Annotated in this window: 11 protein-coding genes and 1 pseudogene; 4 read left to right on the forward strand and 8 right to left on the reverse strand. The window is 56.9% G+C overall.

Annotated features, from left to right (window positions below; genetic code table 11):
- Positions 1 to 8: 8 nt before the first annotated feature.
- From NG346_RS06930 to NG346_RS06940, 3 genes are all read left to right on the forward strand, one after another.
- Positions 9 to 1,256 carry a bifunctional phosphopantothenoylcysteine decarboxylase/phosphopantothenate synthase gene (locus NG346_RS06930; protein ID WP_262288487.1) on the forward strand — a complete coding sequence of 416 codons (1,248 nt, stop codon included), beginning with the start codon at positions 9 to 11 and terminating at the stop codon, positions 1,254 to 1,256.
- A gap of 110 nt (positions 1,257 to 1,366) precedes the next feature.
- Entirely contained in the window at positions 1,367 to 2,197 is an 831-nt protein-coding gene (gene coaW / locus NG346_RS06935; RefSeq protein WP_262288488.1) for a type II pantothenate kinase, read from the forward strand.
- 6 nt (positions 2,198 to 2,203) lie between these two features.
- Entirely contained in the window at positions 2,204 to 3,010 is an 807-nt protein-coding gene (locus tag NG346_RS06940) for a Rossmann-like and DUF2520 domain-containing protein (protein WP_262288489.1), read from the forward strand.
- 81 nt (positions 3,011 to 3,091) lie between these two features.
- Here the strand turns inward: NG346_RS06940 and NG346_RS06945 are convergent, their stop codons facing one another.
- The 8 genes and pseudogenes from NG346_RS06945 to NG346_RS06980 all read right to left on the reverse strand — a co-directional run bounded on the left by NG346_RS06945 (position 3,092) and on the right by NG346_RS06980 (position 20,361).
- The gene (locus NG346_RS06945; RefSeq protein ID WP_262288490.1) at positions 3,092 to 4,273 is read right to left on the reverse strand and encodes a rhamnogalacturonan acetylesterase; all 1,182 of its coding nucleotides are present in this window, start codon (positions 4,271 to 4,273) and stop codon (positions 3,092 to 3,094) included.
- Between the two features lie 41 nt (positions 4,274 to 4,314).
- Positions 4,315 to 6,732 carry a glycoside hydrolase family 2 TIM barrel-domain containing protein gene (locus NG346_RS06950; RefSeq protein ID WP_262288491.1) on the reverse strand — a complete coding sequence of 806 codons (2,418 nt, stop codon included), beginning with the start codon at positions 6,730 to 6,732 and terminating at the stop codon, positions 4,315 to 4,317.
- A gap of 148 nt (positions 6,733 to 6,880) precedes the next feature.
- Positions 6,881 to 8,188, reverse strand: a complete 1,308-nt coding sequence (locus NG346_RS06955) for a rhamnogalacturonidase (RefSeq protein ID WP_262288492.1) — start codon at positions 8,186 to 8,188, stop codon at positions 6,881 to 6,883.
- A gap of 86 nt (positions 8,189 to 8,274) precedes the next feature.
- Complete coding sequence (locus tag NG346_RS06960) at positions 8,275 to 10,617, reverse strand: glycosyl hydrolase (protein WP_317620785.1); 2,343 nt, start codon at positions 10,615 to 10,617, stop codon at positions 8,275 to 8,277.
- An 84-nt stretch (positions 10,618 to 10,701) separates the two neighbouring features.
- Positions 10,702 to 11,808: pseudogene (locus NG346_RS14515) on the reverse strand (glycoside hydrolase family 88/105 protein); the annotation flags it as partial.
- A 178-nt stretch (positions 11,809 to 11,986) separates the two neighbouring features.
- Complete coding sequence (locus NG346_RS06965; protein ID WP_262288494.1) at positions 11,987 to 13,606, reverse strand: GDSL-type esterase/lipase family protein; 1,620 nt, start codon at positions 13,604 to 13,606, stop codon at positions 11,987 to 11,989.
- Between the two features lie 117 nt (positions 13,607 to 13,723).
- A complete protein-coding gene (locus tag NG346_RS14520) occupies positions 13,724 to 15,811 on the reverse strand; it encodes a rhamnogalacturonan lyase (protein ID WP_317620784.1) in 2,088 nt (695 codons plus the stop codon).
- Entirely contained in the window at positions 15,808 to 20,361 is a 4,554-nt protein-coding gene (locus NG346_RS06980) for a rhamnogalacturonan lyase family protein (protein ID WP_262288495.1), read from the reverse strand. The genes NG346_RS14520 and NG346_RS06980 overlap by 4 nt, the downstream gene beginning before the upstream one ends.
- A gap of 199 nt (positions 20,362 to 20,560) precedes the next feature.
- Between NG346_RS06980 and NG346_RS06985 the strand changes: the two genes are divergently transcribed.
- On the forward strand, positions 20,561 to 24,829 hold the full coding sequence (locus tag NG346_RS06985; RefSeq protein ID WP_262288496.1) for a response regulator: 4,269 nt from the start codon (positions 20,561 to 20,563) through the stop codon (positions 24,827 to 24,829).
- Positions 24,830 to 25,128: the final 299 nt, after the last annotated feature.

The raw sequence follows: 25,128 nt of genomic DNA on the forward strand, positions 1-25,128 counted from the left end.
GCAGCGAAATGCTAAAAGGAAAGAAAATCGTATTGGGCATCACAGGCTCCATCGCAGCGTATAAGTCCTGTCTGATCATCCGCGGACTCGTCAAGCGCGGGGCCGAAGTGCAGGTCGTCATCACGCCCGCGGGCAAGGAGTTCATCACTCCTGTCACCCTCAGCGCACTGACGCATAAACCTGTCATCAGTGATTTCTTCGCACAGCGCGACGGCACGTGGCACTCCCACGTGGATCTCGGACTGTGGGCCGACGCCATGCTCATCGCGCCCTGTACGGCAAGCAGTCTTGGCAAAATGGCAAACGCCGTCGCCGACAACATGCTCATCACCACCTATCTCTCCATGAAAGCGCCTGTCTTCATTGCTCCCGCCATGGACCTGGACATGTATTGTCATCCCGCCACGCAACGCAATTTAGAGACGCTACGCGGCTATGGCAACCATATCATCGAACCGGGCTCTGGCTTTCTCGCTTCCGGACTGGAGGGCAAAGGACGCATGGAGGAACCGGAGAACATCATCGCCGCGCTCGACGAGTATTTTGAGACCAAAGCAGGAAACGCCGGGGCGACTGTTCAGGAAGAAGCCGCGAACTGCAGCTGCCAGACCCCCGTGGCGCGCTCCCTCGCCGGCAAGCATGTGCTCATCACTGCCGGACCTACCTATGAGAAGCTCGACCCCGTGCGCTTCATCGGCAACTACTCCACCGGCAAGATGGGCTTCGCCCTCGCCGAGGAATGCCTGCAACGCGGAGCAGACGTCACCCTCATCGCCGGACCCGTGGCCTTGCAGTGCTCACCGGCCATTCACCGCATCGATGTGGAGAGCTGCGACGAGATGTACCATGCCGCCACCGAGGCCTTTCCGCATTGCGACATAGCAATCCTCTGCGCCGCTGTCGCTGACTTCAAACCGGCGGTTGTCGCTGACCAAAAGATCAAGCGGGGCAAGGACGGGCTCCACATCGACCTGCTCCCCACGCAGGACATCGCTGCCGCGCTCGGCAAGATGAAAACGAGCCGACAGAAGCTTGTGGCCTTCGCCCTGGAGACAAACAACGAGGTGCACAATGCCGAGGAGAAGCTACGGAAGAAAAATGCCGACCTCATCGTGCTCAACTCCACACGCATCCCCGACACCACCTTCGGCAGCGACAACAACCAGATCGCCATCATCGCGCGCGACGGCCGTCGCCGCGACTTCCCGAAGAAAAGCAAACGCGATGTGGCCAAGGACATCGTAGACTGTCTCTAAGGGTTAGATAGTTCCTATAGGCTCTATAGCTTCTATCATCTCTATAGCTTCTATAGCCTCTATAGTCTCTATAGCTTCTATAATCCCTATCATCAACAACAACATCGATCATGAACAAGATAGCAATCGGTATCGACGTGGGCATCTCCACGACAAAGATAGTAGGAATCCGCGACGGCGAGGTCGTCTCGCCCTTGTGGATCAAGGCCACCGACCCCGTCACCTCGCTCTACGGCGCCTTCGGGAAGTTTCTCCACGACAACGACATCGCCCTCGACGACGTGGAGCGCGTGATGCTCACCGGCGTAGGCGCAGCTTATATCAACAGCCCCATCTACGGTCTCACCACGCAGAAAGTCGAGGAGTTCATCGCCGACGGACTCGGTGCGGCCTTTGAGTCGAAGCTCAGCCGCATGATCGTGGTGTCGATGGGCACGGGTACGTCGCTCGTCTCTTACCAGGACGGCGCCATCCGTCACCTCGGCGGCATCGGCATCGGCGGCGGTACCCTCAACGGCCTCAGCCGTCTGCTACTCCAAACCGACGACATCAAGCAGATCTCGCAGATGGCTCTCGACGGCGACATCGCGCACATCAACCTGAGCATCGGCGACATCTCGGCCCACCCACTACCGGGTCTGCCGATGGACGCCACCGCCAGCCTATTTGCCAACGCCCAGGGCAACGCCAGCCGCGAGGACATCGCGAAGGGTCTGATCTGTATGGTGCTGCAGGCCATCGGCTCAGCATCTATCCTCAGCTCACTCAACAGCGGCATTCGCGACTTCGTGCTCATCGGCAACCTCTCACGACTGCCGCAGTGCAACGAGCTCTTCCCAAAACTCGAAGAACTCTACGACGTGCGCTTCATCATACCCGAGAGCAGCGAGTTCTGCACTGCCATCGGTGCCGCACTGAGCTACGTCAACAACAAGAAATAAGCATCCATGAAAATCGTATTGATAGGTGCCGGCAACCTTGCCACCAACTTGGGCAAGGCATTGAAAAAGGCCGGACACGACATCCTGCAGGTTTATAGCCGCACGGCAACCTCTGCAGAAACTTTAGCAACCGTCCTCGGCTGTCCGGCAACAACCGACCTGACAGCCATCGACAACCACGCCGACGTGTACATCCTTTCCATCAAGGACAAGGCTTTACGTGAGGTCATCGCGGAACTGACCCACACACTGACTTCTTCGGGCGGCGACCTTGCGGAGAAAGTTTTCCTCCACACCGCCGGCTCCATGCCTCTCGACGTCTTCAAGGACAAGGCTCCGCACTATGGCGTCTTCTATCCCATGCAGACTTTCTCGAAAGCACGTGAGGTGGACTTCAGCATCATCCCCACCTTCATCGAATGGAACGACGAGACCGCCCACACCCGGCTCACCACATTGGCGCAGTCCGTCACCCGTCGCGTCTATCCCTTGTCCACCGCCGACCGCAAGTACCTGCATCTGTCAGCAGTGTGGGCTTGCAACTTCGTCAACCACTGCTACGACATTGCCGCCGGTATCCTTGCCGCCCATCATCTGCCTTTCGACGTGATGCTCCCGCTCATCGACGAGACGGCGCGCAAAGTCCACTCTTTGTCGCCCCACGATGCTCAGACGGGTCCCGCCGTCCGCTACGACGAAAACGTCATTGCCGCCCAGTCTGCCCTCCTCGCCGATGATCCCAATCTCCAGCAACTCTACGAACAGTTGTCGAAGAGCATACACCGACACAAACAAGGCACTCAAACATTATAGCCTTGCCATCTCATCTATTGCCACACCCGTGATCTTTGAGATGTCCCAAAAAGGAGGTCCTCTGCCGAGGGCCTCTTTCTCTTAGTTTCCGTCCGGCTTGACCACATCCACGCGTACCGAGGGCGTCCAGCGAAAGAGCTGTGGATCGTCGGGATGAGCAGGATCGAAGTCTTTCCAGTCACGCAGACCGTTGATCATTGGCAGGTTGAGGCTCTTCATGCCCATGACCACCATCTTAGCCACCTCATACGCACCGTAAGGATTGAAGTGCGTATTGTCGGCCAAAGCCTTGGGCTGGTTGGGCCATGTGCCCGCGGGATAGTGCACCAGCGCACGCTTGCTGCCCTCGTAGCCAAGCGTCTCAAAGAACGTGCGGGTCATGTCATGAAGCTCGATAACAGGCACATGCTCCCGCTTGGCTACGGCACGCATGGCATCGGGGTAGTCGCCGTGGGTCTCAAGGATATGCTGATGACTGTTGTCGAAGGCACGGCGCTGCGTCGGCGTGACAAAGACAATGTTTCCGCCCTTAGCTCGCACCTTGTCGATATAGGTCTTCAGCATATAGGAGAAGTTATACCAGGCGCCACTGCCGGGCGTTTTCTCCTTTTGGTCGTTGTGGCCGAACTCACAAAACACGTAATCGCCCGGCCGCATCATCGACAGGATCTTGTCGAGACGGTTCTGAAAATAAAACGACGAGGCGGTGAGTCCGCTCTCAGCATGGTTCGCCACTGCATAGCCATCGCCCATCCAGCGCGTGATCATCTGTCCCCATGAGGCATAGGGGTCGTAAGGCTGATCCACAACGGTGGAGTTGCCACAGAGAAAAAGGGTGACGGCTGTCGTGTCGGGCGTTATTGTCACGCGCCGCACGGCAGGGTGCGGACCGGTGAACTCCAAGTTGAGACTGTCGTCCCAGTCGAGATAGTCTTTCTCACGGGGCTTTAGTTTCACCCGCTCTTTGTCCGTGATATACGGCGATCGCTTGTTCACGACAAAGGAGAAAGTCTTGAACTTACCCCTTTTCGTGGGCGTGTTCTCGACAAAGAGTCGGCGGCTCTCGGCACGCACCATCGTGTTGCCTTCATGGCTCTTGCTGCCCAGTTCCACCGTGACGCGATAGTTGCCGTCCGGCACAGCCACAGAAAACGAGAACGGCTTGTCCGCCTTGCTCTGACGCGACAGGTCGAAAGTCTGCGTTTGCGCCTGTGCTGTCAAGGACAGCAGCAGACAGGCGCAGAGATGAAAGAGATGTCTCATAGTTGAACGATATTATAACCTATTTATGAATCGTTGTTTATTCACTTCGTGGCCAGCGTACATTTACCCCTCACGCGTCCTGCCTTGTCGACAAATTCCACGCGCACCTTCCCCGGCTTGGACGTTGCGCGAAGGATGACGAGCAGGTTGCCCTGATAGAGAGTGGTAGTCGGATCGGTGGCGATGGCGTTGCCGGTGATGTCACCGTTGTCGGCAGCCACAAGTTCCGCCGGTCCGCTGACGCGCACCGTGAGCGTGTCGTTGGCCAGTGGCGTGCGCCGTCCCTTTGCGTCGAGCCCCAGCACACGGATGTGCATCAGATCCTGACCATCGGCCTTCCACGTCTCGTTGTCGGGGATGAGAGCCAAGCGCTTGAGAGGTCCTGCCGTGGTGATCTCGTGACGTGCCACCTCTTTTCCACCATTACGGGCGATGGCGAGGAGCGTGCCCGGCTCGTAGGCGATGCCGTCCCACCGGATCTTGTCACGCGACTTGGGATCTGAGCTGTTTTTCTTCACGCCGAGACTTCTGCCGTTGAGCCTGAGTTCCACCTCCTCAGCGTTGGTATAAGTGTAGACGGTATATCGTTTGCCCGTCATGCGGTTCCAGTGCCACGTGACTTTATCGCCGCCGAAGGTCACACCATTCCATGTCATTGCCTCCTCCTTACCACCTGCCACACCGATGTGCACGACAGGCTTGTCGGTGAACATCGCCTTGAGCATATAGGCTTGCGGCTTAGGCAGCAGCGAGCGGTCGAAGACACCGTTGTCCCATCCCTTGCGCGGCCATCCGAGACTCTCGCCGTTGTAGTCGATCATGCCCCAATAGGCCAGGCCCACGACACGGTTGAGATCCATGTCGAAGTAGTTGGGACCCATCATCGGCAGGTTGGCCTCGCTCTGATAGAAGATCATGTTGGGAAAACGTCGGCCGTCGCCGGGAAAGTACATATAGCGATAGTTGTAAGCCTGGATGTCCGTGATCATCGCCAGGTCGCAGGGTAGCGAGTCGGTCTGCCAATTGCGGCCGCGCGGGTGCATGGCCACGGTGACGGGCCGCGTAGTGTCGTAGCGGCGCAGCAGAGTGCGCAGCAAACGATAGGGTGTCACGCCCCAGTCGTTGAAAGGCAGATTGGGATAGGTCTGCAACTCATTGCCCAAGCTCCACATGACGACGCTCGGATGGTTCCGGTCACGCTGTATCCACTCCGGCACATCGTATTGCCAATGGTTCATCCACGGCTGCCGGCCTCCGGCATATTGTGTGAGCCATTTGTCATAGAGCTCGTCGACGACAAGGATACCGTATTTGTCGCAAAGGCGGTAGAGGTCTTCACTGTAGGGATTGTGGGAGCAGCGGATGTGGTTGAAGCCGAAGTCCTTGAGCAACTTGATGCGCTTCTCGATGGCACGCGGATAGGCGGCGGCACCGAGCGCGCCGAGGGTGTGGTGGTTGGCAATGCCCTTGAGGATCACCTTGCGGCCGTTGAGCTTGAAACCAAAAGAAGGACCGTACTCGATGGTACGGATACCGAAAGGCTCTGTCACCCGGTCGGCGACCCGTCCGCTGACGTCGCGAAGGGTCAGCTCGGCACTGTATAAATAAGGTGTATCCAAATCCCACACATGAGGATGGTCGATCGTGATGTCGGCCAAAGGATATTCCATCGTGTGACGGTGACGGGTCAGCGCCAACAAGGTGTCGGCTTGGGCTACCACATGTCCCTGGGCGTCAAGGATGCGCACGGCAAGCGGTGCCTCCCGTTGCCGCCCATAGTTGGAAACTGCAGCTTTGATATGTACGACGCGGTTGTCTGTGGTTGTGATCTGTAGCGGATGGCGGTCGAAAAACAGCTGACGGTCGGTGACGATGAGCTTCACGTCGCGGAAGAGTCCGCCACCAGTGTACCAGCGTGAGTTCTGCGGGCCACGCGTATCGGCCAAGACGGTGAGCACGTTTTCCTGACCGTAGCGCAACCTGTCGCTGATGTCGATGCCGAAACCGACGTAGCCGTATTCCGTGCCGCCGATGCGCTCACCATTGAGCCAGACATCGCCGACGAGCATGATGCCGCCTACCTCCAGCACGACGCGGCGACCGCGCCAACTGCTGTCGGGCGTGAACGTGCGGCGGTACCAGCCTTTTCCCATCTCCTTGAAGCCACGCGACGAGAGGCGGCTCTTGACGTTGGCAGCCTGATCACGGTTGTCGGCGTGCTCGTCAGCAGCGGGAGCTACCCACGGCTGACTGATCTGAAAGTCGTGTGGCAACCTCACACTCTGCCACGCACCACGGCCTTGATGGGCCTGCGCAGGCGACAGTTCGGCACGGGTGAACTGCCAGTCGACGATGTTCACCGTGTCACGCTGGGCACAAGCAGGTAAGGACAAGAACAGAAGGAGGAGGGAGCTGAGCCACCCCCGACGGAATATAGAACGGATGGGATAACGATACATTGGTCGATGTTTACTGATTTTTAATCATTGGTCTTGGTCACTGCAAAGATAAGCAAAGAGCTTCAGACCGCCATGTGAAAGCATACGATTATTATGATTTTATTCGAGGAAACGCCTTCCATGTCTTTCTTCTATTTTCTGAAACTCATTATTTTTTGGCGTCACCATTGATGACCACGTTGCGGACAACGGTGCCGGGAATAAGCGCAGAGGAGAAGTTACCGGCTTTGTCGGTGACATGAACATCCTCAAAGACAAAATCAGCAAGACTGTATTTGTCGCTGGTACCCACGTCGAAGAAGTTGTCGCAGTCCATGTGGATATTCTTCAGCGTCACGTTTCTACATGATGACTTGGGCATATTGCGTCGCCTGGCAAGCTGGAAGAATTGTGTCCAAGGGCGGATGACGAGACCGCTGCGGGCCCGTCCTGTGATGCCTTCGACCCGAATCTGCTCGTAGCGTTGTGGCGTATCGGGCCGCATCTTCAACCAGAGCACGCGGTCGGCGTTCTCACTCGTGCAGTTGCGCAGGATGACGTTGGTGTCGTGGAGGCTCTCCGAGCCCAGGGTGAGCATGCTGTGCACAGTGCCGTAACGGCAGTTCTCCACAAGCACGCGGCTGACGGGACCGTTGACAGCCATGGTGTCGGCATAGGTGCCCTTACCTCCCTTAAGCACGACGGCATCGTCGTTGACGTTCATATAGCATCCGCGCACAAGGATGTCGTGGCACTTGTCGATGTCAATGGCATCGCTGCTCGGTGCTTTCACGCCTTGAGTAGGCGCAAAGATGAAGCAATCGAGATAGCGCACGTGATCGCAGTTGTAGAGATGGTTGGTCCATACAGGGCTGTTCATCAGATGCACGTCCTGTACGGTGACGCGACTGGAATTGCTGATATATACCAGTCGGGGCCGCTGCGCATCCTTGTTGGTGCAGTCGGGATTCCACAGCCGCCGGATCCAGAACTCCTGCCAATAGTGATAGCCGTTGCCGTCGATGGTGCCCTTGCCGGTGATGGTAAAGCCGTCGACATGGTCGGCATTGACGAGAGCGGCAAAATACTTGCAGGTCTCGCCCTCGAAGCGGGTGGTCAGCACGGGAAAGTCGGCAATGCGGTCTGAGCCTTTCAGCGTGGCTCCCTCACAGAGATGGAGATGGGTGCCCGGCTTGAAAAACAGCGCACCGCTGAGAAAAGTGCCCGACGGGATGACGACCACACCGCCGCCCTCGCGCTGGCAGCGGTCTATGACGGCCTGGATGGCTGAGGTCTGTACGAGCGTGGGATTGCCGCTCACGCCATAGTCGGTGATGACATATTGCTTGCCGAGGCTGCGCACATCCACTTTCGTGGTATCGCTGAACCACGCGTCGACCGGTGTGCCGTCGGGCCAGGTATCTGCATTTGCACTGCCACAACAGAGCAGCAGGAGGAAAAGAAGGATCTGTTTCATTGCTTTGCTTTTTGTTATATACATGATAAGGTGTAGCATGCCTATATATAATAAGGTGTAGCGCATGCCACTTGCCTTAGAGCGTATCAATGGTGAAGTTCTATCAGCTTGACGCTACCGTTGAGTCCACTCTTCATGGGAGTCCAATCGGCGTAGCCAGTCTTATGGTATTGCAGGTCGACGACGTTGATGTCTTTCATCACACGCCATGTGATGCCCCGGCGATCCATGTCTGCGATGCGGTTGGCAGGAAGGTTGGTGACCACGACGCGCAGCGTGTTGTCGCCTTTCTTCAGCAGTCCGCTCACGTCGAGGGTAAACGGCACTGACCACGCACAGCCGGCGAAGCGGCCATTGACCCATACCTCTGCCGACTCACGCACATCGCCAAGGTCGAGCAACCACGGCCGACGCGCCTCGTCAGCACTCAGACGGAATGTGGTGGTATAGGCTCCGCTGCCCATTGTCACGGCAGCACTGTCGTCGCCAAGCGTTTCCCATGTCTGTGGCTTGTCGAGCTTCCACGTGCGGCGCACCGTCGGTGCCGACTGCTCGAAGGCGAGTTGCCAAGGACCGCCCAGCACTTTTGTCTGGTCTCCCGGCAGGGCACGGTGGGGCAGAGCGGCAAGCGTCTGCGGCAGCGTGCGGTCGAAGGTTTGGAGGATCATGCTTTCACCACTCCGCAGTGCCACATGCAGTTGTCCGTTGCGCTGCTCCACGGCATAGCGCCGACCCGTCAATGGGTCGTACCACAGCGCATCGTGCCACGCTACGGCGAGCGGCACGTAGCTGTCGACATCGTTGGGCGTAAGGTTGGCAATGAAATAATGATAGCCCATGCCGTTTCTGCGCCGGATGGCTCTCAAGTGCAGTTGCGTACGCATCGGTTCAGCGTTGGCAAGACGTGCGAGTGTCTGACTGTCGATGGGCTTGGTCGGATCGATGAGTCCGCGATAGCGTGTGCCAGCCTCGGTGATCCATTGCTCACCTACTTTCTTGGCGCGAGCAAGCTGCCGCTCACTGATATAGTCGCAGTCATAGCCCAAGGAGTCGATCTCACGGATGGCACGGATCAACTCCGGTGCCTTCTTGTCCATAGAGTGGATGTCGAAGAGCATCAGCGGATGACGGGTATCTTTCTTCCACATCTCCTTCACGGGCAAGATGACAAGAAAGTCGTTGTCGGGATCGCCCCATTGCAGGAAACTCTGGCAACGGCGGATATAGCTCATCAACCAAGGGGCGTCGCGCCAAGTGGAATTGGTGGGACTCATGTTGACCGAGGCGTAGAACTGCCATCCCGGCCAAGGCACGTTGCGCGGACTGTAGGGCGTACCATGGAAGAACATGTGGTTGACACCGCAAGAGAACATCAAGTCGAGGTCGGGCTTCATCTGGCTCAGCGACGTACGGAAGTGCTCGGTAAGCCAGGTAAAGGTCTCACTGGAGGTGAAAGGCTTACCCGTGACGTGGGCGGCAGAGGAAGCATACTTCAACATGCTCATGTCGCTGAAGTTGGGTCGCGTGAATCCTGGATCGTGCCGCAGGCCTTTGATGCCGAAGTCAGAAAGGCCGAAGCCTTCTATCTCAGGGATGTCGACAGTGCCGTAGAGGTCGAGCAGGTTGGCAGGAGAACCGTGGGCCTGGTTGCGCACGAGGGCACCATGACTGTGTGCCCATGCCGTCCACTGCTGCGTGAAGTTGTGATAGAGCAGGTCAGAGAGTGTCTCGCGATAGTCACAGACCACCTGTGCGTCGCCGTCGACAAAACGGTCGAGGCTGTCCAAGAGGTCGTAGCCTCGCCGTGAACGGAACGCCTCGAGCAGACGGGGCGTCCAGTTGGCTCCATAGACTTCGTAAGAATCGTTGAAGAAAGTATGGGGGTAAGGGGTGTGGCTGGCCGTGAAAGCCGAGTCGATATGCTGGAGATAGTGCGCCACGGCCAGTGAATCGAAGTGATCGATCACCCATCCCTCGCCACCGGGAGCGGCCCGCTTCACGCGCTGACGGGTACGGCTAACGAAGAGCGCGATCACGCGTTGGCGGTGCTTGTCGGCAGTTTTAAAGCTTCTCACGGCAGCCAGCCGCGCGTATTTCTTTTCTTTGTCGGGCACGGAAAAGGTCAGCTTGCTGATATCGGCCTTGCTATTCACCAGTGTGTCTACGAAAAACGCCTTGCACGCCGCCTCGCCGATGGGCACCCAAGGACCGCCGAAGGGCCATCCCGTGCCATTGTTCAAGTCCACCTCCACGCTGTCGGCTGCAGCCGTGCGCTCGGTGATCTGCAAGGCGCGCATCCACTCAGGAGAGAGATAGGACAGCTCATGGGCCTCATTGCCTTGTACACCATAGACAGGTGTAATCTCCACTGTACCCATGCCGACGTGGCGCAGTGCGTCGATATTGTCTTTCAGCCCGGTCTCATCCACGGCCGAACCAAACCACCACCAACGTGTGCCGGGACGAGCCTCGGGCAGTACAAAGGGCAAGCAGGCATTGAGCGCAGGTTGCGCCAGCCGCGCATACTCCGTAGCACCAAGCAACCAGCAACCCGTGCCATAGTCTTCGAAGTCGGGCATCTTGTCATAGCTGAGCGGCTGTCCGGCCGACGGATCCTTGCCCGTGCCTTGGTTCCAACCGAGGAAGCCGTCGGGATGGACGCAGGTTATCAGTGCCTGCCAAGCCTTGTCGCAGGCCGGACGGTAGCTGGCGGCAGCGAGCAGTCCGTGACGGATGCCCCAGCTCATGCCGTAGAGGAAGAGCGCGGTGCCCGTCATCTCCGGACCGCCATAGGTTGCCGGGGAGTGAAGGCTGACATTCCAAAAGCCGTCGGCACGCTGGCAATGCAGCAGAGCCTTGGACATAGCGAGGAAGTCCTTCTCCAACAGTTTGTATTCTTTCGTGTCCTCATTGAGGACATCCATACACCTCAGCAGGGCCGCGTAGACCCAACCGTTGCCCCGACTCCAATAGCAGTCGTTGCCATCCTGCTCGCGGTAGGGCGGCACATAGTCCTTGTCACGCCACCACAGTCCGTCCTTTTTATTGAAGAGTCCGCCTCCACAAGTGTTGCGGCTCCACAAATAGCTATTGACGGCATAGTCGAGATAGCGGCGGTCGCCGGTAAGACTGTAATACTTCACATACACCGGCATCGCCATCTGTATGGCGTCTATCCATGTCCAGTAGTCATAGCGTCCGGTAGCTATCTGGTGCTCAAGGTTAGCTTTGACGCGACAGGCCATCAGCGTGTCGCCCGTCATAGCGTAGCGCTCAAGATAAGTCTGAGCACAGCACTGGTTGTCGGCATCGGTGGTCGTGACGCCGTCGCGTGGTGCCCAGTGGTGGAAGGCCCCCCACCGGTCGGCATAATCGAGATAGCATTGTCGTGGGTCGATGGCATAGAGTGCCATAAGACCTTCATAGTACACGGCACGTGTCCACAACGAGCTCGGCCGCACCTTCTTCACAAAGGTAGGCCGCGTAGGGTCGGCATACACCCTCATGAAGCGGTCGTTGACACGGCGAGCCAGGGTCAGCACGCTGTCGGCGCCGGTCTCTGCCAGCAAAGGCAATGTGCCCAAGAGACAGAGCAGCAAGGATAAAAGTCGTCGGTTCATTTTATCAGTTTTCAGTATCCAGTTTTCAGTATTCAGTTTTCTGTATTCAGTTCTTTCAAACTATGTTTTGCAAACAACGAAGCCTTCCACCCATTTGGTATAGCATTTCCCTCCCCTTGGGGAGGGGTAGGGTGGGGCTTCTCCCCTCCCCTTGGGGAGGGTTAGGGAAGGGATTCTCTTATTTCAGATACTTCGCCAACGGGCTGTGGATGTCTTTCAGTCCTTTGGCAAGTGCCCGCACATTGGTCCGGGCACCGAGGAGCGAGGAGTGAGTATGGTCGTGATTGAAATACTTTGCCGCCTTTTCCTTCGATCCGCAGTGCTTGTCGTAGTAGTCCGCGGCGATGTTGTGCAGGTCGACAAACTCGCAGCCTGTGGCGTCCACAACCTCACGGTACCACTTGCCATAGCTGTCGTTGCGGCGCTCGATATGTCCGTTGCTCCATTCGTTGCGCGGCGTCAGCGATACGAGGATCGGCGTAGCACCTTTCTCACGCACGTCGTCAATGAACTTTTTCAAGTACCAGCCGAAGCTGTAGACGAGCTCATAGGTACCTTTCGTCTTACTTCTATATACGTGGCAAGTGTCAGCGGCACCGGGGATCTCTCCACGCTCCTTGTCGTGGTCGATCGGTCCAATGTCGTTGTGACCGAACTGGATAAGCACGTAGTCGCCCGGCTGGATGGAGTTGTAGACACGCTCCCACCGTCCCTCGTTGAGGAAGGTGCGGCAGCTGCGCCCCGCCATAGCGGCATTGTAGCAGACCACCTTCTTGCTGTCGAAGACAGTGTAAGCCTGCGAGCCAAGTCCCCACATGCCGTTCTTATCCTTATCGGCATTTTTCACGGTACTGTCACCGGTGAACCACACCACGGGCTTCCCAGCCTCGCGCTTCACGGGCTCCGTGGGCAGGGCAAGGTTATGGAGCATGGACTGCAAAGGCTTGAGGGCCGGATTGTGACTGGCAGCAATACCCTCAGCAGCCGAGCGGGCGTTCATCATCGCGCCGAAGCGGCTGGTGTGGATATGATCCTGATAGAAATAGTATTTCTCTTTCCATTTGCTAAAGCCGTCGAGCTTGGTTCCCGAGATCTCGTTCAGGTCGATGAAGGGTACGCCCTCCTCGGCAGCGACAGCCTGCAACCACTGCGTATGGATCTTTCTGACGATCTTTCCCGTCTGCGGGTCGTAGGCATCGCGCGGTGTGAGCGACATGAGGATGGGATGTGCGCCGGCTTTGCGGCAGTCGTTGATATATCGACGCATATATTCGCCATAGGTGTAGACCGTCTCCTTGACGCCCGTCTCCTTGATGGTGACGTTGAGCGAGTCGTGTCCCACGCCGGGGATGGAAGCCCGCGCCCGTCCGCTGTCATAAGGTCCGTTGTCGTTGTGGCCAATGGAGATGATGACCCAGTCGCCGGGGCGCAGTGCTTTGCGCACGTCGGGCCAGAGCTTATTATAATAGGTACGGCTGCTCATGCCGCCGAGAGCCTGGTTTTCCACGGTGATCTTGTTCTCGTCCCAAAAAGCATGTTCATAGAATCCCCATCCCCATTGTCCGTTATTGCCGTTGCCAAGCGTGCCATTGCGCATGGTGGAATTGCCGATGAGAAAGAGCACGGGGTTGTTGCCGTGGCGAGAACTGCCGGCGGGAATGCGTGCTGTCTGTGCTTTGTCGAGGCTGTCGAGCGTAAGGTCGACGACGTGGTTGATATCCTCCAAGGGAGCCGCCACACGGTTTTGTGCCATGAGGGGCAGGGCAGATAAAAGAGGTAGGATAAGGAAGTATTTCATTTTGAATGTTGAATATTGAAAGATGAGTGATGTTTATGATGAATGATGAATGATGAATGATGAGTGATGAATGGTGAGTGATGAACGACGAGTGCTCCAATGCCCAATGCTGAGCGTTCAATGCTTAGGGAAGGGCAGCAGGGTATGGGGCGGCTGGTTGTAGCCCACATTCTGCCAGGCTATGCCTAAGCGATAGAGCGGATCGTGCATGAGCGTGGTGTGGCGGATCGTGGTAGGTATCTGCGACATATAGATGTAGATGACGCTGTTGTCGTCGCGGTCGCGGTAGATAACCTCTTCACGCCAGTCGCCGAAGAGATCAGCCTGCAGACAGGGATTGTTCTTCGTCCAGTTGTTCGACGCCGGATTGCCATAACCTTGGAACGACACCGAGGGTCGTTGGAAAGAATAAGTACGGCGGGTGCCACGGCGGTACCGTCCTTCCTTCGACTCATCGGCATTGCTGCCCGAATCATTGGTAGGCCCGAAGATGCCAAGCGTGGTTCTGCCATCGGGACTCCATTTCTGGATGTTGACACCGTCGAGGAGTTCGTCCTGCTCGTCACCGTCCCAAAAGATGCGGAAGTTGATGGAAGAGCGGGTCGTAGAGAATACCTTTCCCGTCACTGCCGAGCGCAGGCTGTTATCCCCGGCACTGGTGAACAGTGCGCCTGGGGCTTTGTCAGAGAGGTTGGCAGCCAGTCCGCGTCCATTGTCAATATCCGCTGGTCCGCCTTTGAAGAGGATCTCTCCTGTGGCGGCATCGTGCAGGTCCCAGGCGTATGGTCCTTTATTCTCATGCACGTCGAAGACCTGAAGTCCCTGCCGCTTCGGGTTCATGGCAAAGACATGCATGGCGTCGCCATGGCCGAAGCCGGTAGCATAGCGCACGCGACCGTCGTCGTCGAGTGCCGCGGAGCCCCAGAGAAGCTCATCACGGCCGTCGCCGTCGACATCCGCCACGCTGAGGTTGTGGTTGCCATTGGCAAAGAGCGTGGCACTCCCCGACCCGCTGGTGGGTGGTGCCGCATCGTAGTGAGTAGTATGTCCTTGGGAATCAGTGACAGTGTATTGTTTGCCATCGCGCGAGGCGTGGAACCAGCGTGTCTTGAGACGGTGCCCGTCGAAGTCCACCGCCCATGCAAAAGCATAGGAGTAATAGCCACGGGTGAAGATGGCGGAGGGGTTGTGATCACGGCCTTGCAGGAAAGCCACGGCAGCAAGATAGCGCTCACCGCGGTTGCCATAGCTGGCATTGTCCAAGATATGTCGGTCGTTGTCCCAGTCAAAGGTGCCGGATGCCTCCCCGCCAACGGTAGTGTCGCGATTAGGTTGATAGAACACGGTGTGGAGGGCGCGCCCCGAGAGTCCGTCGAAGACGGTGAGATATTCCTGCCCTCCCGCCACTCGGCCACGGCGGTTGCGCCAGTCGCGCTGGTTGTCCACGGTAAGGATCGTGCTGTCCGTAGCGGCTTGGCTGACATAGCGTCCGGTGCCGTCGACTGAGCCGGGCGCTGTCTTGCACATCATCTCCGCGCGTCCGTCGCCGTCGAAGTCGTAGACCATGAACTGCGTATAGTGTGCTCCCGCCCGGATGTTCGCACCGAGATTAATGCGCCATAGCCTTTTGACTTGTCCATCGCCCTGCAGTTTCATTTTATAGCAATCGAGCATCACGGGGGCAGTCATACCATCCGTCGAGTTGTCGCGGGCATTGGTGGGCTCCCATTTCACGAAGAGTTCATACTGTCCGTCGCCGTCGACATCGCCCACCGAACAATCGTTGGGGGTATAGTCATAGCCGTCGCCTGCCGCAGGCTTGTCGAGTTGGAGTCGTAGCATCGGCAGTGTCCAAGGCATCACGACAGCCGAGGAGTCACAATGTCCGTCGCTATGGACAGCGACCACTTGCCAAAGGCTATGCGGTGTACCGCTGACCTGCATCGACGTGGCCCGCTGAGGTTGACGGGCATAGGGCTTGCCGTCGCGCAACAGCGTGAAGCGCAGGTCAGGCTCGTCACCGGCCAGCGAGCGCCAGGAGACAAAATAGCTGCCAGTCTTCTCGCCACGGGCTACGACGAGCCCACGGTCGAGACGCTCAAGTCCCTGACTGCCTTGTGGCAAGGATGTGCAAGCGCGACTATCAGCTCCTCCTCCCACTCCTATGAGGGCCGGGAAGAGGAGCAATGAAAGGGGATGGATCATTTCACAAGAACTTTCATTGTTGTGGCACCCACCTTCACGAGATAGAGTCCCGGTTCGACGTGGAGGCCACGGATATCTTCATTGAGGCTTGCCTTGGTCGTTGTGAGCACACCAACTCTTGCGCCATTGGTCTTAAAGACCTCGCAGTGGAAGACCGCGTCGGCAGTGAGCTGGTTGATGCCTGTAGCGGCCACTACTTTCAGCAGTCCCTTCTGTTGGAAGAGCTCGGAAGTGTCCCAGGCAAGACCATTGGGCAGTGTGGGCAACTGGAGTGTCACGCCGTCGGCAGCGGCATTGAGCGTGGTGACATCCCAAAGCGTGAAGGTATCTCCGACCTTGGGCGCATACTTGCTGTTGAGCGCGACAGCCACTGTAGAGCCGTCAGCCAGCGAGAGTGTGCCATTGGTGGCCAAAGAAGGATAGAGCTTAGTAGAGTAGATGTTGAACAGCACCTTGGCTCCCTTATAGAGATAGCATCCGTTGGCAGTCTTCAGCGCGCCATACTGAATAGCGTTGGCAGCGTTGCCGGGCTGTAGCGTACCCCCATCGTTGACGAGGATCTTCTCCACGATACCACGTCCGGCAAAGCACCCGCCATTAGTGACGCTGACGGCCTGTGAGCCAAACCATTTGTTGTCTGCGGTGATAGCTGTGGCACTGCTGTTGATGTTGAGCGTTCCACCCTGTACGTCGACCTGCTTATTAAGTTTATCCTGTTTCTTGCCGATGGTCATCATGCCATTGCCGATCTTGATGAGTCCTCCTCCATTGATATATCCCTGGAAGGTGAAGTCTTTGTCGTTGCCGCCAACAGACCAGGTGCCCTTGCCGTCGAGTTCAGCCGAGCCGCTCAAGCTGCCGACGGCAACATTGCTGCCATTGTTGTTCAGCGTTATCGTAGCATTGATCTCGGCATTCTTCAGACTACCCTGTACATAGAGCATCGGATCGTAAGAACCGGTCTTCTTACCGGCAATATTCAGCCGCCCCGTGAAGTCGCCCCAATAGCCTTTGAGATAAGCGCGTGTACTCCGTGAGTAGAGGTTGAGCGTTCCGCCGCCAGTAAGCTGACCCGTGTAGTTGCAACGCGAGTCGAGATACCACGATGCAGTGGCTCCCTCAGGCACTTTCACGTTCACACCATTTGAGGAATAGGAGGATATATTATCAGCATCGGAGAGCGTCGTACCGTTGTTGAGCACGATATTCTTGGGATATCCATGTGCATTGTCTTTCTCCTGGCCATTGACCCATCCTGCCATGACGTTGAGTGTACCATAGTTGGCCGATGGAGCGAGGGTGAGCGTTCCCTTACCCGCCTTTGTCAGAACGTTGCCATTGCCGGTGATGCCGGCGTTCAGTGTGAGCGTCTTGCCTTCGTCCACGAGGATGGTTCCTCCCTTAGCGCCGAGCACAACGGGATGGTCGGTGGTGAGCGTAGTAAGTGTCTCAAGGGTACCGCCGTTAAGCGTCACCTTATTAGTATAGACGCCGAGTGCACCATTGTTGACGCCTGACTTCTGCCCGAGATTGTCGACAGCGAGTGTGCCGTTTTCGATGTTTACCGAGCCCGTGAAGTCATTGACATTGTGAAGTGTGGCAGTTGCTGATCCCTTCTTGGTGATCGTGGTGTTGCCGGTGATGGCATCACCCGAGAGATCATATTCGAGCTTGCTGTTGTTGAAGGTAACAGATGCCGGGCTTACCTCGCCCTTGATGACAACCGTGCCGGAAGCGGCATTGTCGTTGAAAGTCACGTTGTCGCCGGAGACGAAGACATCGTTGGTTTTCTCACTGGTGTTGGTGAAGTTCTCTGCGTCAGCAATATCCCATGTAGATCCTTGTGCGCCACTCCACGCTACATCAGAGGCCTGACGGGTATCTGCTATGGTGAGCACGAGGTTGCCATCGTTGACAGCAATGGCGGCCTTGTGACCCTTCAGTCCGGTGACAACCACCTTAGTAATATCGCCGTCGATCTTCTGTACCTTTCCAAGCGTATAAGTTCCGGGCTTCACATTTCCGTCGATGAAGTGGAAGTTGAAACGTGGCACGAGGTACTCGGGACCTTGTGTCCAGTCTTTCTGTTCGATGCTCATCACCTTGTTCACGACGATTTGGTCAGCGTTTCTGTTGGCATCAATGTCGAAATCGACAATACTGCCAAAGCCAAGCTTAAGCGTGTCGGCGGTGATCGTGCCCACCTTATCCTGTCCGCCGGGACGGACAGCAGCGCCATAGTCTGCCTTGATAGCGGAGAACGTACCGCCGTCGCTGTGAAGGTTGGCGAAACGGTTGAGCCAGAGTCGGCTGCTCTTCAGCGTACCATCGAAGACGAGCGTACCAGCCCACACGTCGGTGTTGCCCGTATATTTTTCGTCTACATTGGGCAGCACGAGAGTGCCATCGCCCTGCTTGACGAGTCTCATAGCACCGGCGAAGGCACCGCCGGTGAGCGTATGGGTATAGGAAGTGGTAGTAATATTGTTGTTATCGTCGTGTCCCTGTACCCATGTCGGCGCGTTGTCGAAGAAGATATAGGGAGCCGCGCCTTCGCTGACGCTGACCGTCATGTCGTTGTTCTCGTCGAGAAGCACCTGCTTGTCGTTGAGTCCGGTGCCGATGGAGCCACCATTGTTCACGACAGTACGTCCGTTGGTGGTCTCTGGTGGCGGAGCCATAGTGATGCCCTCCATCTTTCCGAGGAAGTAGCTCACGTGTGGCGGCTGGTTGTAGCCGTTCATCTGCCATACCATGGCGTTGCGGTACTGCTTGTCAGAGAGCAGCGTGCAATTGCGATACTCAGTAGGGTCTGTAGTAGTGTAGATGCGTATCTTGTTGTCGGGCGTACGTGCCACGACTTCCTCACGCCAGTCGCCAAAGATGTCGCCCTGAAAGCAGGGTGTGGCCTTGGTGTCGTTGTTGCTCAGCGAACCGTCGAGGGTCTTGATGTCGCCCTTACCATATTTATGGATGCGGAAGGTGGAGTTGCGAGTCTGTGTACCGTTGAGTGTCTCTTCCAGAAGGTCGCCGTCCCAGTAGATGCGGAAGTTCAGGTCGAAGTCTTTGCTCGTGTTGTCGGTATGTTTAGCAGTGACAGCACTGATCGGCGTGTCGTGCCCCGACGCCCCAATGGCACCTGGCACGTCATCTGAGAAGTTGCCCATCATCGAGCGGCCGTCGTCGCCGCCGCCCGCGAGCCTATAATAGATCTTGCTGGTGGTAGCGTCGCGATAGTTATTGGCGGGCGCGTCCTCATTGCAGGCAAAGATTTCCTGTCCGTGGCGGTAAGGATCAAAGTCACCGACATGCTGTGCGTCGCCGTGTCCGAGGCCCGTGGTGCTGAGTCCCTTACCATTGTCGTCGATGACCATGGAGCCAAAGCAGATCTCGTCGCGTCCGTCCCAGTCGACATCCGCAATGGTATAGTTGTGATAGCCTTGTCCATACCAAGGTCCCAGTGTGGTGCAGTTCCAGCGCCAGCGCGTGGAGAGGTGGTGCGTTGCCGGATCCACGTCGAGGGCAATCATCTTGTGGCGGGTGTAGATACCACGTGCGAGGAAGATACTGGGCTTATGACCGTCGAGATAAGGGGCTCCAAAGAAGTTCTTCGAACTGCGGTGACCATAGCCGTCGCCCCACGCCTTTTTTAGATCCGTCTCGCCGTCCTCTAATCGCTTGAGAGGATAGCTCATATAATTGGGGTGTTCAGAGGGACCTATCTGATAGGGCTCACCGGTTTGCCCATTGAGATAAAGGAGATATTCAGCACCCGAATGTACGAAAAACTCAGCCATGGAACCGTTCTGGCAGTCGGCGCGATAGTTCTTCGACTTGTCGCCGACAACGATGGTCTTGCCCGTAGCGGTGTGAAGGATGGTACCATCGGCAGCGCGCATGATGCACTCTGCCTTGCCGTCACCGTCCCAGTCATAGGCAGCGATATTGGTTTCGTTGTGCTGAAAGTCGCAGAGGTTGGGGCCGCAGTCGATCCACCAGAGCAGATCGCCGTTGAGCTTAAGCACCTCGATGCGATCGAAGTCGGGACCATCGGGTTTGTTCTTGGGGTCGTCGGTGGTGCAGAGCTCCTTGACGATGAGTTCCATCTCGCCGTCACCGTCTACATCAGCGATGGTGGCATCGTTGGGCTCATAGACATCGGTCACGTCAGTCTTGCCGTCGTTGGAGAGGCGCTTAGGCTTTTGAATCTCAAGATAGTCATAAGCCAAAACGGGAGCAGCCTTGGAACTGACCGTCAGTTCCACTCCTTTTATTAAAGGTCGCACGGTATAGGTACTGCTGGCGGTACCGGCGGGATCGGTGTAATTCGATACGGTGAGAGGCTTGTCGTTGACCTTCACGCCATCGCGGTAAAGGTTATAGGTAACATCGTAGTATTCCTCAGCATTGACACGCCAGGAACAGAAAACACCTCCCGACGTCTTCACGGCGACAAGACCGCGGTCGAGCTTATCGGTTACACGCTGAGCATGGGCTCCTGTGGCCAGGAACATGACCAGCAGCCCTACCAGGATGTATTTCTTTCTCATTGGAAAACGAATTAGATCTTTATGTTATTAGATATTGCATTTCTCAAACGATATTGCAAAAATACGCAGATCCTACCGTCCGTCTATGGTATAAGCGTACATTAATTGGTAATATTGTACGTTCGTTTCAGAAATCTTTCGTAACTTTGCAATACTAAAACTAAACTACACTAACATCTTGCACACCTATTATATATATATGCGGGCACTATTGCTCGCCGCCGTACTCTGTCTTCCGGCCAGCCTCCTGGGTGAGCGCATGCCCGGCCGCCTAAAGATGACACATATCACCTCGGCACAAGGACTGCCGGGCAACACCATTCGCGACATCGTGCAGGACGACGATGGCTTTCTCTGGATGGCGGGCACCAACGGACTGGCCCGCTACGACGGCTATCGCTTCGTACCGTTCAACAACTTCGGGTCACAAGGACAGAACGCATTGCCGCAGCACATCGGCAAACTCTATCTCGACCGCAGTCACCACACGCTGTGGCTGAGCACGTCGACCTATACCCACGCTTGTCTTGACCTGAGCAGCGGACGTTTCGTCGACTTCACCGGCCGGCACGACACCGAGCGTCCTTACCGCAAAGCCCTCGCCGTGGCCGACGGCGTGTGGATGAGCAGCAACACACTGGGACTGCGCCACGTCATCCAACAGGGCAGCCGCTTCCATATCGTGGACTACACCACCAAGAACCACCGACTCCTGAGCGACCGTGTGCTCACCATTGAGGAAGACACGCAACACAACATCTGGGCGGCCACCGACCGGGGACTCGCACGCATCGACAGCCACGGCCGCGCACGCATCCTGCTGCCACACGTCAACTTCTTAGGCTGCTATGCCAACGGCAACCGCGTACTCGCTTTCAGCAAAATCAACCAAACCGCTTATGTCTTCGACCTTGGCGGACGTCTGCTCTGCCGCACCACCTTGCCGCAAAACATCGGACACATCGGAGCCATCAAGGGCTGTGTACACTGGCAGGGACAATGGCTGCTCTGCGCTGGCGAGGCCTCTCTGCTGCTGCAACCCAGGCGAATGCACAACCATGTCACATGGGGCTGGAGCCGGCCGCAAGCGCTGCAGATACCTAAAGGGGCCGTACAAAGCACCGTCGACAACTTGCAGTTCGTCGCCAACCAAAGCGGCAGCCTGTGGATATTTTCCCCGAAGGGGCCCGTAAGAAAACTGGATCTCATACCCGGACTGAAAGCCAACAAGGAGCGCAACACCATCTTCGCCGTCACCCAAGGACACGACGGGAAATACTATATCGGCTCCTACGGCGGCGGACTCTTTGTCTATGACTATGCCACAGGCCACATCGACCACTACACTGCCGCTGACCGCGATGCCATCATCCCCTCGAACTATATCATCAACGTGGCCACTGACCGCACGGGATCCATCTGGGTGAGCATGGAAAATGCCGGTGTGGTCTGTCTCACACCCTCGGACAACAGTGCCGCCTTTGATCTCATTGACGCACAACGGCAGGGCGACTGGACCAACTTCGTGCGCTATCTCTATCTCAGCCCGCAAGGACAACTGATGGTGATGGCGAAGGACAACCAGCTCTACTCCTACGACATGACGCAGCACGCTTTTGCTTACAAGGGAGCCGTCACGGCTACGATCCTCAACAGCCTCACCGACAGCCAGCACCATACTTGGTTGGCCACACGCGGCAATGGCGTCTGGCGCGACGGACAACAGATGACGCTCTATGTCAGGGGTAAGCGCGTAGAGATCAACGACTTCTACGCGCTGGCCGAAGACCGTCTCGGACGCATGTGGATAGGCAGCTGGGGACAAGGTCTCTTCCTGGTGAAAGCCATCCGGGGCAACCGACTCGACGTCGACAACATCATTAGCAATCAATACAACGAGAGCCGCATCCACGACATCACCATCACGACGGCAGGACTAATGGTGGTGGCAACCTTCAACGGCATCTATGCCGCCAACATCAACCATCGCGACATCCGACCGCAGGACTTCCATTGGTACGGCGTGCTCAACAGACGCTTCCCCACCGACGAAATCACCTGCGTGTGCGCCACCACGCCCACCACAGTATGGGTAGGCACGGTAGGCGGCCTCATCCGTTGCGACTTCTCCCAAGGCCTGGACCGTATGACCTACCATGTACTCTCTGAGCGCAACGGCTTATCGAACAACAACATCAAATCGCTCATCACCGACCGCTATGGCTATCTGTGGGCTGGTACCGACAACGGACTCTCACGTATAGATCCACACGACAACTACATCCGACGCTACCAGCTCACCAACGACGTACTGGGCAACACCTTCGCCGAGAACTGTGCGCTGCGACTACCCGACGGCCGCATCATCTTCGGCACGGGCAACGGCATGGTTACCATCAACCCCGCACATGAGCAACTCCACCGCCGGCTCGCCGCGCCACACGTGCTCATCACCGACCTGCTCATCAACGGCATCTCCATCTACGAGGGACTTGACTCCGTCGTACTCGCCCGTCCGCTGCAAAGCACAGCCAGGCTCACGCTCAGCCACACGCAAAACTCGCTCACCATCCACTTCTCGTCCTTCGCCTACAGCAACATGCAGGCGCAGCTATACCAATATTATATGGAGGGCGTCGACCATCAGTGGCGACCGGTGACAGCCACACCCCACGCCGAATACTCCAATCTCGCCCCCGGCACCTACGTCTTCCACGTGCGTGCCGTGACGCAGGACGCCGTAGGACCGGAGCGTGTGCTCACCATCCACATCAGCGAGCCGTGGTACAACACGTGGTGGGCTTGGGCGTTCTACCTCGCGCTCATTGCCGCCATCATCCTCTACATCTCTCGCAGCGCACGTGAGCGGCTGCGACTCCACCAGCAGATGAAGATGGAAAAACAGCTCACCGAGATGCGCACCTCGTTCTTCACCCACGTCACCCACGAGTTCCGCACGCCCCTCGCCGTGCTCTCCTATGCGGTAGAGAACATCGCCAAGCCCGAGAAGCCCTCGCGCAAGGACATACAGACGGCACAGCGCGGCATACACCGACTCATGCGCCTCGTCAACCAGTTCCTCGAATTCCGGCGCCTCAACACGGGCAACATCCGGCTGCAAGTCGAGAGCGGCGACATCATCGCCTTCCTCCGCGACATCTACCAGGACCTCTGGGGCATGGCCACACAAAAGCATCTGAACTATAACTTCGTGACCTTTGCCAAGTCGTTCGACGTGGCTTTCGACCCACAGGCTGTGGAGACCATCGTCTACAACCTGCTCTCCAACGCCGTGAAATACACGCCCGAGAAGGGAGAGGTGACGATCTCCGTCCGACAGGACACTACGGCGCGCCAGCTCGTCATCACCGTAGAAGACGACGGACCGGGGCTCAGCACCGACCAGCAAGAGCGTGTCTTCCATCCTTATATGAGCGGCTATGTCTCGCACAACGGCATGGGCATCGGACTCTACACGGCCTACAACATGGCCAAGGTCCACCACGGCACGCTTGTCTATCAGCGCGCCTCCACTGAGGGCGGCTCCCGGTTCATCCTTTCCATCCCCGACAACGAAGAGAGCTACACGCTGGAAGAATATCAAAAAGAGCCGCAATGCCACGACAACGATGAGGACCACAGCCAGAGCTTGCAAATCATACAAGACATGGCACCCAACGCGCTCAACCATCAGCTCGTGGCCATTGTCGAGGACGCACCGGATATGCAGGAGCAGATCAAGACTGAGGTAGGCAAATATTTCCGCACCGTGACCTACAGCACCGGTGAGGATGCGCTACGCGACATTGCCGGACAAAAGCCCGACCTGCTGCTTTGCGACATCATGCTTCCCGGCATCAACGGCTACGACACCATCAGCGGCATACGCAAACAGGAGGGCTTGACCGACCTCCCCGTCATCATGCTCACCGCCCTCGACGACGAGGAGCATCAGATCAAAGGCTATCAGGCAGGAGCCGACGACTATATGGTCAAGCCATGCAACTACCGACTGCTCATCGCCCGTGCCATGCAGCTCATCAAGTGGAGGCAGCAGCGAAACAAGCAACAGCCCTCAAAGGAACACAAGACAACGGCGTCGCCCACTGTCACCCTGTCATCGGTCGACGAGGTGATCCTCACCAGTCCTGCCGACAAGCGTTTCCGCGAACAGGTCGAAGTGCTTGTGGGGCAGCATCTCACCGATCAGAACTTCTCCATCGACCAGCTCGCTGCCATGCTCACCATGGGCCGTACAAAATTCTATGGCAAGATGAAGGAACTCTACGGCATGTCGCCCAACAAATATCTGATGAAACGTCGTATGGACAAGGCTGCCGAGCTACTGCTCGAGGGCAAGTACACGGTTTCGGAAGTCAGCTACCGTGTGGGTATCCCCGACTCGTCGTACTTCAACAAATGCTTCAAGGCCGCCTTCGGCACGGTACCAAGCAGATACAGGGGATAGGCCACTCTTTTCCCCATCCCTCCTCTCTTACCGTATCGCCCCTCTCAACAGCCTCACCCCAAGTCCCTCTCCCAAGAGAAAGGAGCTTGGGGTGAGGTTGTTTTTCTTCCTTTTCTATAGGACAATCGTACGCAATTGCCGAGTTTCGTACAATTTCACCAAAGGAAAAAGACAATATTACTTTAATTTTGCATCGGTTCACAAAAACCAACAGACTAAAGACATGAATGCCTACAGCTAAAATGCCTACCACTCATCAAGATATTAACACCTACATCAATTATAAACGCCTAAAGCAA

This window comes from Hallella absiana, assembly GCF_025457485.1.
GTDB lineage: Bacteria > Bacteroidota > Bacteroidia > Bacteroidales > Bacteroidaceae > Prevotella > Prevotella absiana.

What these genes read in the sequence shown, in the direction of transcription:
- NG346_RS06930 (WP_262288487.1), top strand. Translation starts at nt 9, where the DNA reads ATGCTAAAAGGAAAGAAAATCGTATTGGGCATCACAGGCTCCATCGCA.
- coaW (WP_262288488.1), top strand. Translation starts at nt 1,367, where the DNA reads ATGAACAAGATAGCAATCGGTATCGACGTGGGCATCTCCACGACAAAG.
- NG346_RS06940 (WP_262288489.1), top strand. Translation starts at nt 2,204, where the DNA reads ATGAAAATCGTATTGATAGGTGCCGGCAACCTTGCCACCAACTTGGGC.
- NG346_RS06945 (WP_262288490.1), bottom strand. Translation starts at nt 4,273, where the DNA reads ATGAGACATCTCTTTCATCTCTGCGCCTGTCTGCTGCTGTCCTTGACA.
- NG346_RS06950 (WP_262288491.1), bottom strand. Translation starts at nt 6,732, where the DNA reads ATGTATCGTTATCCCATCCGTTCTATATTCCGTCGGGGGTGGCTCAGC.
- NG346_RS06955 (WP_262288492.1), bottom strand. Translation starts at nt 8,188, where the DNA reads ATGAAACAGATCCTTCTTTTCCTCCTGCTGCTCTGTTGTGGCAGTGCA.
- NG346_RS06965 (WP_262288494.1), bottom strand. Translation starts at nt 13,606, where the DNA reads ATGAAATACTTCCTTATCCTACCTCTTTTATCTGCCCTGCCCCTCATG.
- NG346_RS14520 (WP_317620784.1), bottom strand. Translation starts at nt 15,811, where the DNA reads ATGATCCATCCCCTTTCATTGCTCCTCTTCCCGGCCCTCATAGGAGTG.
- NG346_RS06980 (WP_262288495.1), bottom strand. Translation starts at nt 20,361, where the DNA reads ATGAGAAAGAAATACATCCTGGTAGGGCTGCTGGTCATGTTCCTGGCC.
- NG346_RS06985 (WP_262288496.1), top strand. Translation starts at nt 20,561, where the DNA reads ATGCGGGCACTATTGCTCGCCGCCGTACTCTGTCTTCCGGCCAGCCTC.